Source organism: Microlunatus soli, assembly GCF_900105385.1.
Taxonomy (GTDB): Bacteria; Actinomycetota; Actinomycetes; order Propionibacteriales; family Propionibacteriaceae; genus Microlunatus; species Microlunatus soli.
Genome location: NZ_LT629772.1, coordinates 2,128,597 through 2,144,129, shown reverse-complemented (window position 1 = coordinate 2,144,129; position 15,533 = coordinate 2,128,597). Strand labels below are relative to the sequence as shown.

Genomic DNA, 15,533 nt, shown 5'->3' with positions numbered 1-15,533 from the left:
CCGGTGCGGGAACGCCCAGCCGGGATGATCATGGGGCGGGATGATCAGTGACCGGTCTTGTCGGAGTCGGCGATGTGGTCCTCGCCCTTGTCCAACGCGCTGATCGATGCCAGTTCCTGGTCGGTCAGCTCGAAGTCGAAGATCGAGATGTTGTCCCGGAGCCGTTCCGGCGAGGACGACTTCGGGACTGTGACCAGCCCGAGTTGGGTGTGCCAGCGGAGCACGATCTGTCCGGGGCTGCGCTGATACTGCGCGGCCAGCGCGGTGATCACCGGCTCGGACAGGATGTCGGCCGGTTTGAGCGGACTCCAGGCCTCGGTGATGATCTTGTGTTCGCGGTCGTAGGCGACGGTCGCGTCGCGAGTCGTGTACGGGTTGAGATTGATCTGGTTGACGTCGGGTACGACGCCGGTCGCATCGATGATCCGGTCCAGGTGCGCGGGCTTGAAGTTGGAGGTGCCGATCGCCTTCACGGCACCGTCCTCGAGCAGCTTGACCAGACCCTTCCAGGCATCGACGTAACGGTCCTGGTCGGGATTGGGCCAATGGATCAGCAGCAGATCGAGATAGTCGACACCGATCTTGGCAATCGAATTGTCGAAGGCCTTCCGGACGCCGTCGACGCTGTGCCACTCACGGTTGAACTTACTGGTGATGAAGAGCTCGTCGCGGGCGACCGCAGCATCCTTGATGCCCTGGCCGACGCCGACCTCGTTGCGGTAGTTCTCGGCGGTGTCGATGAGGCGGTAGCCGGTCTGCAACGCCGTCCGGACCGCAGCGGCCGTGTCGGCGTCGTTCATCGGGGAGGTGCCCAACCCCAGGACCGGCATCCGGGCGCCATGGACGAGATCGACGGTGGGAGCAGTAGTGGTCATGGCATCCAACTTACGGACCGTCCAGGTTTGTCCGGTTGCAGGGTAGGGATCTGCCGGGTGGGATCAGCCGGGCAGGGCGTACCGATCGTCGCCGGCGACGATCATCAGACCATCGGCCAGCAGCGAGTCGCGGGCCCGTTCGGCCTGCCGCCGATCCGGCCAGTGCTGCAGCAGGTCCTCGGCACCGACGGCGTCGTCGGACGACCGCAGGATGCCCAGCAGGGCGCCACGGCACTGCCGGTCGGTGCCCTCGTAGCGCTGGGCGATCCGCGGCGGGCCATCCCAATCCGGTCGGCCGGCCGCATACCAGGAGCAATGGCTGCGGACCGGGCAGGCGTCACACCGCGGCGACCGCGCCGTACAGATCAGGGCGCCGAGTTCCATCGAGGCCACCGCCCAGCGTGCGGCCCGTTCTGCCTTGCTCGGCAGGAATTCCTCGCCCAGGGCACGGTCGGCGGCCGTTGCCGACGGATGCGGATAGGCGGCGCCGAGCGCCACCCTGGTCTGGACCCGGCGGACGTTGGTGTCCAGCACGACGTGCCGGCGCCGATAGGCGAAGCTGGCGATCGCCGCCGCGGTGTAGCTGCCGACCCCGGGCAGGCCGAGCAGGATGTGATAGTCGGCGGGCACTTCACCGTCGTGGTCGTCACGGATGGCGGTCGCGGCACGATGCAGCCGCAGCGCACGGCGCGGGTAGCCGAGCCGGCCCCAGGCACGAACCGCCTCGCCGCTCGGCGCATCGGCCAGCGCTGCCGGGGTCGGCCAGCGCTCGACCCACTGCTGCCACGGCTGCAGTACCCGCGCCACCGGGGTCTGCTGCAGCATGAACTCGCTGATCATGATCGACCACGGCGTCGCCTCGGACCGACGCCAGGGCAGGTCCCGGGCCGCGTGGCCGTACCAGCGCAAGGTCTTGGTCACGACGGCGGCGTGATCGAGGGCGGCGGGATCCACGATCGACACCGTAGCCGTAGGCCGGAACCGGGCAGCCCACCGGCGTGGCATCGAAGCGGAGCGCCGGACGCTGCCTATCGTCGGAGTATGAGTGGCGTCATGCGTCCGGTGGGTCCGGAATCGCCGGAGACGTACTGGATGAGGCGAGCCCTGGTGGTGGGCGCGCTGTTGGTGCTGTTGATCATCGTGCTGGTGTTCCTGTTCAATCTGGGCGGCAGCCCGGGACAGGCTGCGCCGGGAAGTTCGCCGTCGTCGTCGGCCGCCCCCGCGACCAAGGCCGCGAGCCCGTCGGGCTTGCCCAGCACCTCGGCATCGGCCAAGCCGTCACCGAGTTCGAAGACCTCCGCCAGCAACCGGTCCAGCGCCGATTCCACCGATCAGGCAGATCCGAAGGCCACGGCCAAGAATTCGGCGAGCAGCAAACCGTCCAGCAGTTCCAGCGCAGACGCCGAGCAGGACTCCGACAAGAAGGACCCCGCCAGCAAGAAGGACGCGGACAGCAAGAAGAGCCCCGATGCGGACAAGAGCGCAGACGCCAAGAAGAGCGCCGAGACCAAGAAGGAGCCGGTCGCGGCCGCCTGCAAACCGAGCAAGCTGCGGACGACCCTGCGGGGCGAGAAGCACCATGTGGCGATCGGCAAGGACGTCGACTTCGCCGTGTCGGTGATCAACGGCGACGACAAGTCCTGCGCCCTGGATCTCAACGCCGACGACTTCGAACTGAAGATCTACTCCGGCAGTGATCGGATCTGGTCCACCGACGACTGCGCCAAGCTGGTCCGTGACCATCGCACGACGCTGAAGCCGGAGCAGGACACCACCTGGAAGATCACCTGGGACGGCAAGCGATCCCAACAGGGCAAGGAATGCAAGGCCCGTTCGGAGACACCGCAGCCGGGCTACTACTACGCGACCGCCAGTTACCAGGGTGCCAAGCCCGTTCAGTGGTTGTTGGTCCTGGAGTGAGGTTGCGCCGCTGACCCGGCCACGACCTCCGGTGCTTCGGCGGGGCCGGTCAAATCTGCTCGAGTTCGGCGGCCGACGGCAGGTCCGGGTCGTACAACTCGACCAGCCAGCTGCCGGCTTCGAAATCGCCGGCCGACGCCGTTGCCGCTGAGGTGGAGCTGCCGAAGTCCGCGGACAGCTCGGCACTGAACGATGTGGTGCACAGTGCATCGACGAGGAAGTCCTCCAACCCCACCCCGTCGCCGCGAGGCAACACACCGGATCCGGAGATCCGGGCCTCGAGGTCTCCCTGCATGCAGAGTGTGAGTTCGTCGTCGAGGTACAGCTTCACCGCGACGACGTGGATGATCAGATCATCGGGTGCAAGGGAGTAATTCGCCACCCCCACCCGGGCAAAGGGCTCGACCTGGCGATCGGCAGCGTTCTCGACCTCGTCGATTCCGTTCTGCACCAACGCGTCGAAGTTGTCACCGAAATCGGTCCACAACGCCTCCAGCCACGTCTCGATCGGCGAACTGAACTGCGCGAGGGCCTCCAACTGGCGCCGCTCGGAGTCGGTGACGTCGAGGTCCAGCAGAACGGGACAGCCGGCCCGGCCGCCCTGCGCCAGCCGTAGCCGTTGTCGGAGGGGATAGCGGATCAGTCCGGGATCGACCGCGGCAAGGCGCTCCACGAACAGTGGCGCAAGGGCGGCCACATCGTCTCGTCCAGCTCGGAGATCGAAATTCTGCAACTGCAGCAGCAACTCGCTGAGATCCCTGCTGCGCAAGAGAACCTTCACGTGATTGACCACTGCGGGCCGCACACTCCGCGCCCGCCTCAAGCGGGAAAGAATCCGGGGTGTCTCGGTGAAATCGTGATGCAGCTTCTCGTTGTTGCACGGGCCACAGATCGGCGCCAGGTTGTAGAGGTCGTGGACATCGTAGGGGTCGGCCTGGCCGAGCTCTGCTGCCAACAAGGCAGCTGCCTCGTCGGTTGCCGACCGCGGCAGGATGTGATCGACCTGCAGTTCGCGGAACTCCTTGAGCTCGTCACACCAATAGCAACGCAGCTTGTGCGCACGCCAGAGTCCGAAGAGCAACATCCGGTTGTCGCCGCCGGACCGGTAGCGGGCCTCCGCAGGATCTGCTGGCACGTCGGTCGTTGATCAGCCGAGGTGTTCGGAGTAGACCGATTCGGCCAGCCGGGTGAGACCCTCGCGGATGATCCGGGCCCGGCTCTCGCCGACTCCCTCGACCTCCTGCAACTCGGTCGTGGTGGCGCCGAAGACCCCCTGGAGGTTGCCGAAATGATCAACCAGCCGGGAGATGTAGGCGGCCGGTAGCCGGTTGATCTGTGCCAATTGCCGGAAGCCCCGGGCGCTGATCCGGGTGTCCAGATGCTGGTTGACGAAGCCGACACCGCGGGCGACATCGAGCGGTTCGAGCAGCCGGGCGGTGCTCAGTTCGGTCAGCGGAGCAAGGGTGAAGGTCGCACCCTCGTTGTCGTGATAGTCCAGCTCGAGGAGCTCGCGCAGGTCGTCCAGTCCGGCGCCGAGCTCGTGCAGTTGGAGGTTGAGCAGTCGGCCGTCGGTGCCGAGCTCGATGACGTAGTCGCCGAGTTCCTGCTGCAGTCGCCGGATCATCTCCCAGCGTTGGGCGACCAGGGCGAGATCCTTGATCGTCACCTGGTCCTCGACCTCCAGCGCGGACAGCCGAGCGGTCACCTGCCACAGACGTTCGCGGTAGCGCTCCAGAGTCTGCACCGCCTGGTTGGCGCGGGTCATGATCTGTTCGGAGGTCTGCAGCGGTCGGCGGGTGCCGTCGATGAACAGTGCGATCGTCGACATCGACGCCGATACCGTTGCCACCGGGACGCCGGTCTGTCGCGACATCCGGTCTGCGGTGCGGTGCCGGGTCCCGGTCTCCACCGTTTCCAGCTGCGGATCGGGTACGAACTGCACGCCGGCCCGGACGATCCGGTCCAGCGCGCTGGTCATCACGATGCCGCCATCCATCTTGGACAGCTCACGCAACGCGGTGGGGGTGTAGGGCACGTCCAGCTCGAAACCGCCGCTGCACAGCTCGAACACCTGTGCCGTGTCGCCGAGGATGACCAATGCACCGGTACGGCCCCGGAGGATCCGTTCGAAACCGTCCCGCAGCGGGGTGCCCGGTGCCAGCAGAGCGAGGTAGCTCAGTTCCCGGTCACGGTGCGCCGGATCGGGTGCCACGAATTCTCCCTGTTGTCGTCGGTCGTCGTCAGTCAATGATCGCGTCATCGTACGGGACCGGTGCGGTCCGATCTCAAATCCAGCCGTCTCAGATCGGCCCCAGCCGACGGCGGTCGAACCATCAGTACGACCGTCCGACGACCGCGATCAGGTCCGGTTCGACGGCGGGGTCGTCGGTGTCCGGCACCGCACCGTCCGGCAGCACCAGACAGCGTACGGTGATACCGCTCTCGCCGAGCTCGGCCTCACCGCGGTCGCCGACCGAACGCCACGGGATCCTGGCCCAGCCGGTGCGGGCGGCCTCCCGGGCCTCGTCCAGACCGGTCACGTCGGCGGTCCGTTCCTCCCGCCGGGTCTCTGCTTCGCTGTACAACAGGTGTTGGTCCTCAGCCAGGGCGGTGGTGATCGCCGGCAGCACGCCGTCGATCGGGTGCGGTTGTTTGCCCGAAGAGATCCGGCGGACCAGTGTGACGCGGTCCTCGGCCAGGTCCCGGGGCCCGATCTCGAGCCGCACCGGGATCCCCTTCAACTCGTGGTCGACGGCCCGGCGACCGAAGGGGATGTCGACCCGGTCGTCGAGCTCGGCGCGGATGCCGCCGGTGATCAACTCCTCGACCAACCCGCGAGCGACCGACACCGGCCTTCCCTCGTCGTCGTCGCGGACCACACTGACCACGACCTGGATCGGTGCCAGCGACGGCGGAAGGCGCAGGCCCGCGTCGTCACCGTGGGCCATGATCAATCCGCCGAGCATCCGGGTCGACGAACCCCACGAGGTGGTCCAGGCCAGCCGGCTGTGTTGCTCGGCATCGGTGTAGGTGATGTCGAAGGCGCGGGCGAAATTCTGGCCGAACTCATGGCTGGTGCCCATCTGCAGGGCCTTGCCGTCACCCATCATGGCTTCCAGCGTCATCGTGTTGACCGCGCCGGCAAACCGTTCGTGCCGGGTCTTGCGGCCGGGGACGACCGGGATCGCCAGCTCGGTGCGCATGAAATCGGCGTACACCTCATGCAGGATCCGGCGGGCGTACGCCGCCGCGTCCTGCTCGTCGGCATGCGCGGTATGCCCTTCCTGCCAAAGGAATTCGCTGGTCCGCAGGAACAGTCGCGGCCGTAGCTCCCAGCGCACGACATTGGCCCACTGATTGAGCAGCAGCGGTAGATCGCGATGGGAGTTGATCCACTTGGACAGGTATTCGCCGACCATCGTCTCGCTGGTCGGCCGCACCACGATCGGCTCCTCCAGATCCTTGCCGCCGGCGTGCGTGACGACGGCGAGCTCGGGGGAGAAGCCCTCGACATGCTCGGCTTCCCGCTGCAGATAGGACTGCGGGATGAACAGCGGGAAGTACGCGTTCGCGGCACCGGCCGCCTTGATCCGGGAATCCATCCCGGCCTGCATCCGCTCCCAGATCCCGTAGCCCCACGGTCGGATCACCATGGTCCCGCGCACGGGGCCGTTGTCGGCCAGCTCGGCCTTGGTGATCAGATCCTGGTACCAGCGCGGGAAGTCCTCGGCGCGCGGCGTCAGTACGGTTCGGGACATCCGATCATCGTACGGAGCAGGTGCCGCCGGTGCGACCCAAAATCAGCGTCGCCGACGATCGGTGTTGATCATCGTCACGGCCGGACCGAATCGGCAGCAGCCGGTGCAAACCTCGGACCGGTCGTGGATCCGACCCGTCCGCATCCGTTCTCGGGACGGGCTTCACCGGCGCCGGTTGTGCTTTGAATCGATGTCGCACAAGGGATTTCAACCGTGGGTGCGAAATGTCCTCTCCTGTTTGCGGTCAGGCGGAGGCCCGATGGAGAAGCCTGTCGAGGCGTTCGCGGCTCTGGTCGTCGGCGGGCGTATAGACGACGAGGCGAAGCCCTGGCCGATCGGTGAGTTCCATGCCGGTGGGGCGAAGGGTCACCGTGCCGACGCCGGGGACGGAATGCACCTTGTTGCACAGGCCGGGGCGGGCGACGTCCTTCGTCGCCCAGAGCCGCGCGAACGGCGGGCTCGCCCGGCAGAGCCGGTCGATGAGGCCGCGCCAGGCGGGGTCGTCGATGTGGTGACCGTAGCGGTATCGGAATGCAGCGACGACCTGGCTCGCGCGCTCGTCACCGTCGATGATCGCTCCACCACGGCCTCGGTCGCCGACGAACAGGTCCCACACGGTGTTCCGTCGGTGGGGATCGGCGGCGATCAGACCGGGATTGACCGTTCGGTAGGTCTCGTTCCATCGGACGATGTCGGTGCGGTCGTTCACCAGTACGGCAGGTAATGGCTCCACTGCCTGCAGGAGCGTGTCGACGTCGGCCAGCGTGTCGATGTCGGCCGGCGTCCCGGCGCCTTCGGCCATCGTCGAGTCTGTCGGGAGGGGAGCGTTCCCGGACAGCCGACGGACGTGATCGCGTTCGGCCGGGTCCAGTTCCAGGATCCGGCCGACGGCGTCCAGCACCTGCGTACTCGCGTTGATGGGCCGCCCCTGTTCAAGCCAGGTGTACCAGGTCACACCGACGCCGGCGAGTTGCGCGACCTCCTCGCGGCGCAGGCCAGGCGTTCGCCGGCGCCCGGCACGGGGAATGCCCGCCCGTTCCGGTGTCATCCGCTCTCGGCGCGAACGCAGAAACGCTCCCAGCTCAGCCCTGCGGCTATCGGTGGTCACCGAACCATTCTGCTGCAGGGCCGTAGCCAGGTGGTGGCGGTACCAGCATCGACAGGATCTCGGGTAGGGCAGACGGCGGCTGCCAAGCTCGACATGTTGGTGATGGGTGACAATCGGCGAGGAGTCTCATGCACGGCGTATTCGACGGCAAGGCGGTCGTGATCACGGGAGCGAGTGCAGGCATCGGCCTGGCCGCCGCCGCCAGGTTCGCTGGGGGCGGCGCGACCGTCTACGTCACGGGTCGCGACCGGGCCCGACTCGACGCAGCAGTCGCGACACTCTCCGGGGACGTTGTCGGCATCGTCGCGGATTCCGGGTGCTCGGCGGACCTGGCCCGTCTGTACGCCGAGGTCGGCGAACGCAGCGGCCGGCTCGACGTCCTCGTCGCCAACGCCGCAACGATCGTTCCCGCCGCTCTCGGCGAGATCACGCAGGAGACGATCTCGACCGTGTTCGACCTGAATGTCAGGGGAACGATCAGCACGGTACAGAAAGCGTTGCCGTTGCTCGTCGACGGCGCATCCGTCGTCCTCGTCGGGTCGATGGCTGCCCACAAGGCATCACCACGCCAAAGCGTCTACGCCGGTTCGAAAGCAGCCGTCCGCGCGTTCGCCCGCACCTGGGCTCTCGAACTCGCCCCGCGTGGGATCCGCGTCAACGTCGCCAGCCCCGGTCCCACCGACACCCCGGCGCTCGCCACACTCGCTCCGACCGAGGAACAGCGAGCGGAGTTCATCGCCCGGATGGGCACCGGTACACCGATGACGAGGCCGGCCACGCCGGACGAGGTCGCCGCGGTCATCGCGTTCCTCGCCTCCGACGCGGCGTCGCATGTCACGGGCGCCGACTACCAGGTCGACGGTGGCTACGGCCAGGTCTGACCGCACACCGTCGGACGGAGCCGGTGCCGCCGGTGCGACGGGGTCAGCGTCGCCGACATTCGATGGTGATCATCGACGCGGCGACACGAGAACAGGTCCGGACCCATGGCGATCGTGCGACGGATCCGGACCTGATCATCGGCTGCGGGTCAGCGCCGACCGGCGCTGAAGGCCGCGGCACTGTGCGGACGCGAGGACGTCGGCGACGCCGACCGGCTCCGGCCGTCCCGGCCATCGGAGCTGCTGGACCGCTGCCGGCCCGATCCTTCCGGTCGGTTCGAACCGTTGCCGGAGCTGCCGGCGCTGCGCCGACGACGTCGCCGTCCGCCGGAGCCGTTCGGTTGTCCACCGTCGGCCTCGGCCCTGGCCGGTCGACGGTTGTCCTGCTGCCGCCGGCCGCCCTGACCTCTGGCGCGTCCGTCGGAGCGAGAGCCGCCAGCTGGCCGGGAGTTGCCGCCGGACCGGGACCGCCCGCCCGAACGAGAGGCACCGTTGGCCTGCGCGGTCGGCGCCACGGCAGCCAGTGCCGCGATCTCGGCCTGGTCGGCGATCACCCGTGTGCCGGGGGCGAGTTGTCCGAGCACGGGGTCGTCGGTGGAGTTGATCTTGGTGATGGTCGGCTTGATGCCCGCGGCGCGGGTCAGCTGCCGGACCTCCTGGGCCTGGTCGGCCATCGACAGCGTGACGACGGTGCCGGAGTTGCCGGCCCGCGCCGTCCGACCGGACCGGTGCAGATAGGCCTTGTGGTCGACCGGCGGATCGGCGTGGATCACCAAGGCGACATCGTCGACATGGATGCCGCGAGCCGCGATGTCGGTGGCCACCAGGGCGGTGGCTCGGCCGGTGTGGAAGGCGTCGAGGTTACGGGTCCGGGCGTTCTGGCTGAGGTTGCCGTGCAACTCGACGGCCGGGACACCATTGCGATTGAGCTGCTTGGCCAGCGACTTCGCGCCGTACTTGGTGCGGGTGAAGACCACGGTCCGTCCGGGGGCACTGGTCAGGTCGACCAGCACCGGCAGCCGGGACTCCCGGGCGACCTGCAGGACGTGGTGCGACATGGTGCTGACCGGAGCCTGCACCGAATCGGCCTGATGCACCCGCGGGTCGGTCAGGAACTGCTTGACCAGCGAGTCGATCGCCTTGTCCAAGGTGGCGGAGAACAACATCCGCTGGCCGCCCGACGGAGTCCGCCCGAGCAGTCGCCGGACGCTGGGCAGGAAACCGAGGTCGGCCATGTGATCGGCTTCGTCGAGCACTGTGATCTCGATGTCGGCCAGCGTGCAGTGGCCCTGTTCGATCAGGTCTTCCAGACGGCCGGGGCAGGCGACGATGATGTCGGTGCCGCGTTTGAGCGCGGCGACCTGCGGCCCCTGGCCGACGCCGCCGAACACGGTCCGCGACGACAGCTTGGCCGCCTGCGCGAGCGGTCGCAGTGCCTCGTCGATCTGGGCGACGAGCTCCCGGGTCGGCGCCAGGATCAAGGCTCGCGGCGCTCCGGACCGGGCCCGCTTGCCGCCGGTCAGCCGGGCGACCAGCGGCAGCAGGAAGGCCAAGGTCTTACCCGATCCCGTACGGCCTCGGCCGAGGATGTCGCGACCCGCGAGCGAGTCGGGCAGGGTGGCCTGCTGGATCGGGGTCGGGGTATCGAATTGGAGCGTGTTGAGGACATCAGCCAGGCGTGCGGGCACGCCGAGCGTGGTGAAAGAAGTCAAGGATTACGCATTCTGTGAGACATGCCCCGCCGACAACCGGTGGCCGGATGTGTCCGGCTGGTTACGCACGGAGCACACTCAGAGCTGCTACGACGTGCGGACAACCCGCGGCAGGAACCTGACGAGTTGAAGGCACAAGCATAGCCGCTGCGCGCAGTCGTCCCGATTCGAGCCCCGTTTCCGGATACGAGCCCCGTTCCAGCTAGGAGTGCTGCCGTGGTGGCCGCGAGCAGGATGCGCCACCCGACGTGACGGCATCCTGCTCGGCTGCACTCCAGTCCTGGTCAGCTGCAGTATTGCGGCTGGGAACCATCGAGGTCGACGCCGTTGGCGGGCAACCACTCGTCGTTGTCGACGAGGTACCAGGCGGTCTTCCCGGCGACCCGGTCGGCATCGAGGTAGCAGGTGACATGCATCCGGGTTCCCGGCTGCAGGGCTGGCAGCGTGGCGTGGTCGCTGGTGTTCGGACCGCTGAAGGTCCAGGTGCGCTTGGTGATGTAGACCGCGTTCGGATCGTTGCCGCCCTTGCAGTCGGCGACCTTGTCGATCTCCTTCACGTAGCGTCCCGAGACGTACTCCTTGCCCTCACCCGGCAGTCGATACCAGGTACGGGTGCCGTCGACACCGCTGCCGGGCAGCTTGCAGGTGGACGGCACCGTCTCGCCTGCCTGGACCACACCGCCGGTCCGCGCTGCCTTGGTCGACGGCGCGCGGCGGACGTTGACGTCGTCGGTCGCCCGGACCTGGCCCTCGGCGGCATGCTTCTCGTGCATCGAGGTCTGGGGCTGGCCGTGGTCTCCGAACAGATTGTCGGACAGCCCGTCGGCCTGTGCCGGCGAAACGGTCAGCCCGATCACGGCGGTGGCTGCCACCGCTGCGCCGGCCAGGGCGGTGAGGGCGATCGGAGCGCGACGCGTGGAGCGGTTGGTGTGGTTATCGCGGGTGTTCATCGTTGATCCTTCGGTAGCTGCGGACAAGGTGTTCTGCACAGAGAGAGTCGTCCGCGTCCCGTTTTGTTGCCACAAAGGTCAAGAAATCTTCGAAGGGGTGTCCGTTCGAGCAGCACTGGCGAGATCGCCGAATGATTGACAAGAGCGCAAGGATTGTTGAACAACGCGGTCGTAAGGTCCGCTCGGCCGGCTGCCGCCGCCGCGTAGACGGTGATTCAGCACAGCTGCTCGCCGCAGGTCCCGAGACCTGTCCATGGGCCGACTGACAATCCGTGCGCCCCGGAGCCCGGACAGGATCGATCACCCGGGCCGAGCACCGAGATTCGCCGGTTTGACAGCCGGCGGTGTTCCCGCGGGAACACCTCGAGCACGAGTTCAGCCGCCCCCGAGGGATCGTTCATCGGTGCTGCCGGAGAACCCTGCAAATCACGATCTCATTCCCGTCCAGACCGACCACCTGAGCGGGCGGGCCTCCGCATCGGACCCGCTGAGATCGCGAATTGCGTGGCTCGCGGCCGCTAGGGGCGATTCACGATCGGGCAGCACTGGCAGAGCACCGAGGAAGCCGCCAGCGGGTGGACTTTGGCCTCGAGTTCACACCGAAATCCACCCAATCCCCGCGTCGATGCTCTGATTTGCTCCCCCGAGAGCAAGTACCGTCCCGATAGCCCTTCCCTGACGGACACCGTCGTACGCCCGCAGGTGCCCGGGGCGATAAGGGGCAACCTGTGTCACAAGGGATCGCTGACCGGGCACCCCGTGATGTGGAAACTGCGTTGAGGTGAAGTGCACTAGACGGTGGCAGGATGTTCGCATGATCGTGAGCCGGCCGGGTTACCGAGTCTGGTTCGGGGTTGCCGTTGTGGTGTTGGTGTTGCTGGCTTCCGCAGGTTGTTCCGCGAGGATTAGGAATGTTCCAGCCCCTTCGGCTTCAGCGCTGCAGCGTCCGTTCACGGTGATGACCACCGACCGGATCACAGTGGTTGATCCTGCGGCGGTATCTGATCAGGGTTCGATGATCTTGGTCGAGAATGTGTTCCAGCGGCTCACAACGTCGCTACCTGGCCAGTCGCAGGTCGCTCCCGGAGTCTGGGCCTATAAACCCGATCTGGCCCAGGAATGTTCGTTCCCGTCGACGAGTGCCTTCGTCTGCACGCTGCGGCCGGATCTGACCTTCTCCAACGGGCATCCGCTGACTTCGGCGGACGTGAAGTTCAGCATCGATAGAGCCATCAGGCTCGCCGTTCCTGGCTCTTCTGCTTCAGCATTGGATTCGGTGCAACGGATCGAAACTCCCGATGCGAGGACGGTCCGCTTCGTGCTCCGTCGCTATGACAAGCAGTTCGGTTGGGCTCTGGCCGGGCCGGCAGCGTCGATCGTGGACCACACGGTCTACAGTTCCGACGCGATCCAGGCCCGGAACGCTCCCATCGTCGGCTCGGGCCCGTTCCGGGTCACCGCGCTGGAGAACAATCGGCTCAAGCTAGCGCGCTTCGATAGGTACCAGGGCCGCACACCAGCCCAGCTCTCAGCGTTACAGGTGCTGACCGAGCCCGATTCGGCCAGCGTCGAGTCAGCCATGAACGATCACCGCGCCGACCTGGTGTGGCGCGGCCTGTCCCCTGCTGCGCTGTCGCGACTGGCAAACCAGGTCCAGGTCTCGACCAACAGGACGACCGCGGCAGGCTTCAGCCAACAGGTCCTTCCCGGAGCTCGGGTCCAACAGCTGCGATGGAACCCCGGCTCAGACCACCGTAACAATCGCGCACTCCGGGCAGCGGTCGCCGACACTCTCCAAGAAGACCGCACCCTGGACTCCCTGGTGCCTCCGCAGATCCCGGGGCACCGAGCCGCCTTCCCGGTGGGCGGCCGACCGCACGCCACGATCACCTGGGCGAACCTCATCCCGCTCACACTAGGCTTCGATCCCAGCGTTGCCGACGGCAAGCGAACCGCCGATCAACTCCGCAACCAGCTGGAAGCCACCGGCGGATTGAGCGTCCAAATCCGTGCCGATGATCACGATGCCGACCTCCAGCTCGAGGACCGCAAAGCCTGGACGCCGACCGCGATCAGCTGGCTGCAACCATTGCTGGAGGAGCCCCTCCGATCCTCGGCAGCCACCATTCGCCAAGCCGACGACCAAGTCCGCACCGGTGGGCCACAGGCCGCGAGCTCGGCGCTGACCGCGTTGCAGACCCGCGCGGCTGAGGACAAGGTGGTCTTGCCCCTCACACAGCAGAACGAGTACATCTACACCGCGTCAGGGATCAAGATCATGCCCACCTCATTCGGCCCCGGATGGCATTTAGGACTCTGGGGAATCACCCGACAGCTATAACGACACTGGGCACCGGTCTGAGCCTCGAACCGGTGTGTCACAGACGATCGCCGCACGGGCAGTCACCCCGTCACCGCCGATGGCGGCCCCAGAGTCCCGGTAGCAGAATCACGAACCCGATGACGAGTAAGACGAGCGAGTACCACAGCTTGTCAGTGCGTCCGATCGCGATACACACGAGTCCGCCGAGCACGGCGACACCGATTCCAGTGCCGCCAACGATGATCGCCGCACGATCGCCACGCTCACGATCGTGGCGCTCCAACGGCTTCCGCATCAGTTTCCACCTCCCTCCGTACCCCACCGTTGAATAGTTGCGCGAGCGCCAGTTGGCTGCAAGACGACGTCCACGTCGGCCGGGTGCAAGCTGATTGGCGTGTCCGTACGACTGTGGGAAGGCCGCCCGAAAGCCGTTCCTTGGGTTCTAGCAGTGATCGCAACACCCCGGTCTCTTGGAAATGAGAGGCGTGGTGTTGATGGTGATGTTCTCTGTCCGGATGGTTCCGGAGATTCATCAGGGGTTCTGGGAAGCGATGGCCAACGGTGCGTTCTTCACCAGCGCGGTGATCGAGGCCGGTGTCGACCGTCGCACCGGTTCGCGGTGGCTGGCCCGCTGCGGCGGGATTCGCCCGCGGCGTGGCCGGAACCTGAAGGGACGCTGTCTGACGTTCGTCGAACGAGAAGACATCGCCGTGCGTCACGGCCGGGGCGAGGGTATCCGGCAGATCGCAGCCGCATTGGAACGTTCACCGGCCACGATCAGTCGGGAGTTGCGTCGCAACGCCGAACCAGACGGCCGCTATCGGGCCAGCAGTGCCCACGCCCGCGCCTACCAGCGAGCCAGCCGCCCCAAGCCGGCCAAGTTGGCCACCAACCCGCGGCTGCGGGACCGGGTACAGGCCGACTTGAAGAAGAAGTACTCACCGGAGCAGATCGTCGGCCGGCTCCGAGTCGAGTTCGGCGATGATCCTCAGATGCGGGTGAGCCCGGAGAGTATCTACCAGTCGGTGTATGTGCCGTCCCGCGGCGGCCTGGAGCAGCAGGTAAGTCGGTGTCTGCGCACCGGCCGGGCACTGCGCAAGCCCTGCCGCAAGGCCGGTCAACGGAAGAACCGGATCCCAAACATGATCAACATCTCCAAACGGCCAATCGATGCCAATGATCGTGCCGTGCCCGGCCATCTGGAAGGCGACTTGATCATCGGTCGCCGCAATGCCTCCGCAGTGGGCACCCTGGTCGACCGCTGCACCAACTACACGATCTTGGTCCACCTGCCCGATGGCTACCGACCCGAGCACCTGCAGAAAGCGTTGACGCGCAAGCTCCACCAGCTACCGGTAGCGCTGCGGCACTCGTTGACCTGGGACCAGGGCCCCGAGATGACGGACTGGGAACAGGTCAAGGCCGCGACCGGTATCGACATCTACTTCGCTGACCCACACACCCCCTGGCAACGGCCGGTCAACGAGAACACAAATGGGCTGCTGCGGCAGTACCTGCCGAAGGGCAGCGACCTGTCGGTGCACAGCGAGGCCGACCTCAACGCGATCGCCGCCGAACTCAACGATCGGCCCCGCAAACGACTGGGTTACCGTAAGCCAATCGAAGAAATCGGACCGCTGCTGTTGCGCTGACCGCCAGAATCCGCCGTTCCACCACCGGGACAGCAGCCGCCGCTCTGGGCTGCGGCGTGAGTGGGTGTCCGGTTGCCCCGCCCGGCTCCGATGCCCGCATGGGCGCCTCGTACGCAACAGGGAACGTGGGGTCATCGGTGACTCGAAGAGCATGATCACTGACGGATCGTCGTCGGGATCCTCAGGGCCGCGCAGGATCGACGACCATGTTGCAGCCGGACGCGTTTGTCGAACTACGCTGCGGATGAGCGGTCGATCATCAGCCGATTTCGACAAGCTCGTCAGTGCCTGCGGCCGTGCCGCAAGTGTCGTGTCGGCCGCGGTGAGCAGCCTTCGGCGGGCACGGCGAGAAGA

At 66.8% G+C, this 15,533-nt stretch carries 12 protein-coding genes; 4 read left to right on the top strand and 8 right to left on the bottom strand.

Annotated elements, in window-relative coordinates; all coding sequences use genetic code 11:
- Positions 1 to 44: 44 nt before the first annotated feature.
- Positions 45 to 875: an aldo/keto reductase gene (locus BLU38_RS09995; RefSeq protein ID WP_091523800.1), complete on the bottom strand. Its 831-nt coding sequence runs from the start codon at positions 873 to 875 to the stop codon at positions 45 to 47.
- 63 nt (positions 876 to 938) lie between these two features.
- Positions 939 to 1,829 (bottom strand): HhH-GPD family protein, encoded by an 891-nt coding sequence (locus BLU38_RS09990; RefSeq protein WP_231920262.1) that lies wholly within the window; start codon positions 1,827 to 1,829, stop codon positions 939 to 941.
- Positions 1,830 to 1,916: 87 nt separating this feature from the next.
- On the opposite strand from BLU38_RS09990, the gene BLU38_RS09985 reads away from it, so the two are divergent.
- Entirely contained in the window at positions 1,917 to 2,795 is an 879-nt protein-coding gene (locus BLU38_RS09985) for a hypothetical protein (protein ID WP_091523792.1), read from the top strand.
- A gap of 49 nt (positions 2,796 to 2,844) precedes the next feature.
- Here BLU38_RS09985 and BLU38_RS09980 read toward each other — a convergent pair whose 3' ends face one another.
- From BLU38_RS09980 to BLU38_RS09965, 4 genes are all read right to left on the bottom strand, one after another.
- A complete protein-coding gene (locus BLU38_RS09980) occupies positions 2,845 to 3,930 on the bottom strand; it encodes an HNH endonuclease (protein ID WP_091523788.1) in 1,086 nt (361 codons plus the stop codon).
- 12 nt (positions 3,931 to 3,942) lie between these two features.
- On the bottom strand, positions 3,943 to 5,007 hold the full coding sequence (disA, locus tag BLU38_RS09975) for a DNA integrity scanning diadenylate cyclase DisA (protein WP_231920261.1): 1,065 nt from the start codon (positions 5,005 to 5,007) through the stop codon (positions 3,943 to 3,945).
- A gap of 121 nt (positions 5,008 to 5,128) precedes the next feature.
- Entirely contained in the window at positions 5,129 to 6,553 is a 1,425-nt protein-coding gene (gene proS / locus BLU38_RS09970) for a proline--tRNA ligase (protein WP_091523782.1), read from the bottom strand.
- Positions 6,554 to 6,797: 244 nt separating this feature from the next.
- Positions 6,798 to 7,661 (bottom strand): helix-turn-helix transcriptional regulator, encoded by an 864-nt coding sequence (locus BLU38_RS09965; protein WP_091523779.1) that lies wholly within the window; start codon positions 7,659 to 7,661, stop codon positions 6,798 to 6,800.
- A gap of 128 nt (positions 7,662 to 7,789) precedes the next feature.
- Between BLU38_RS09965 and BLU38_RS09960 the strand changes: the two genes are divergently transcribed.
- Positions 7,790 to 8,542, top strand: coding sequence for an SDR family NAD(P)-dependent oxidoreductase (locus tag BLU38_RS09960; RefSeq protein ID WP_091523776.1), 753 nt, complete (start codon positions 7,790 to 7,792; stop codon positions 8,540 to 8,542).
- Positions 8,543 to 8,691: 149 nt separating this feature from the next.
- Here the strand turns inward: BLU38_RS09960 and BLU38_RS09955 are convergent, their stop codons facing one another.
- Both BLU38_RS09955 and BLU38_RS09950 read right to left on the bottom strand, forming a co-directional pair.
- Positions 8,692 to 10,254, bottom strand: coding sequence for a DEAD/DEAH box helicase (locus BLU38_RS09955; protein WP_091523773.1), 1,563 nt, complete (start codon positions 10,252 to 10,254; stop codon positions 8,692 to 8,694).
- Between the two features lie 284 nt (positions 10,255 to 10,538).
- Positions 10,539 to 11,204, bottom strand: a complete 666-nt coding sequence (locus BLU38_RS09950) for an SH3 domain-containing protein (RefSeq protein WP_091523769.1) — start codon at positions 11,202 to 11,204, stop codon at positions 10,539 to 10,541.
- A gap of 814 nt (positions 11,205 to 12,018) precedes the next feature.
- On the opposite strand from BLU38_RS09950, the gene BLU38_RS09945 reads away from it, so the two are divergent.
- Both BLU38_RS09945 and BLU38_RS09935 read left to right on the top strand, forming a co-directional pair.
- A complete protein-coding gene (locus tag BLU38_RS09945; protein WP_091523765.1) occupies positions 12,019 to 13,545 on the top strand; it encodes an ABC transporter substrate-binding protein in 1,527 nt (508 codons plus the stop codon).
- A gap of 497 nt (positions 13,546 to 14,042) precedes the next feature.
- A complete protein-coding gene (locus tag BLU38_RS09935) occupies positions 14,043 to 15,179 on the top strand; it encodes an IS30 family transposase (RefSeq protein WP_091532217.1) in 1,137 nt (378 codons plus the stop codon).
- Positions 15,180 to 15,533 lie beyond the last annotated feature (354 nt).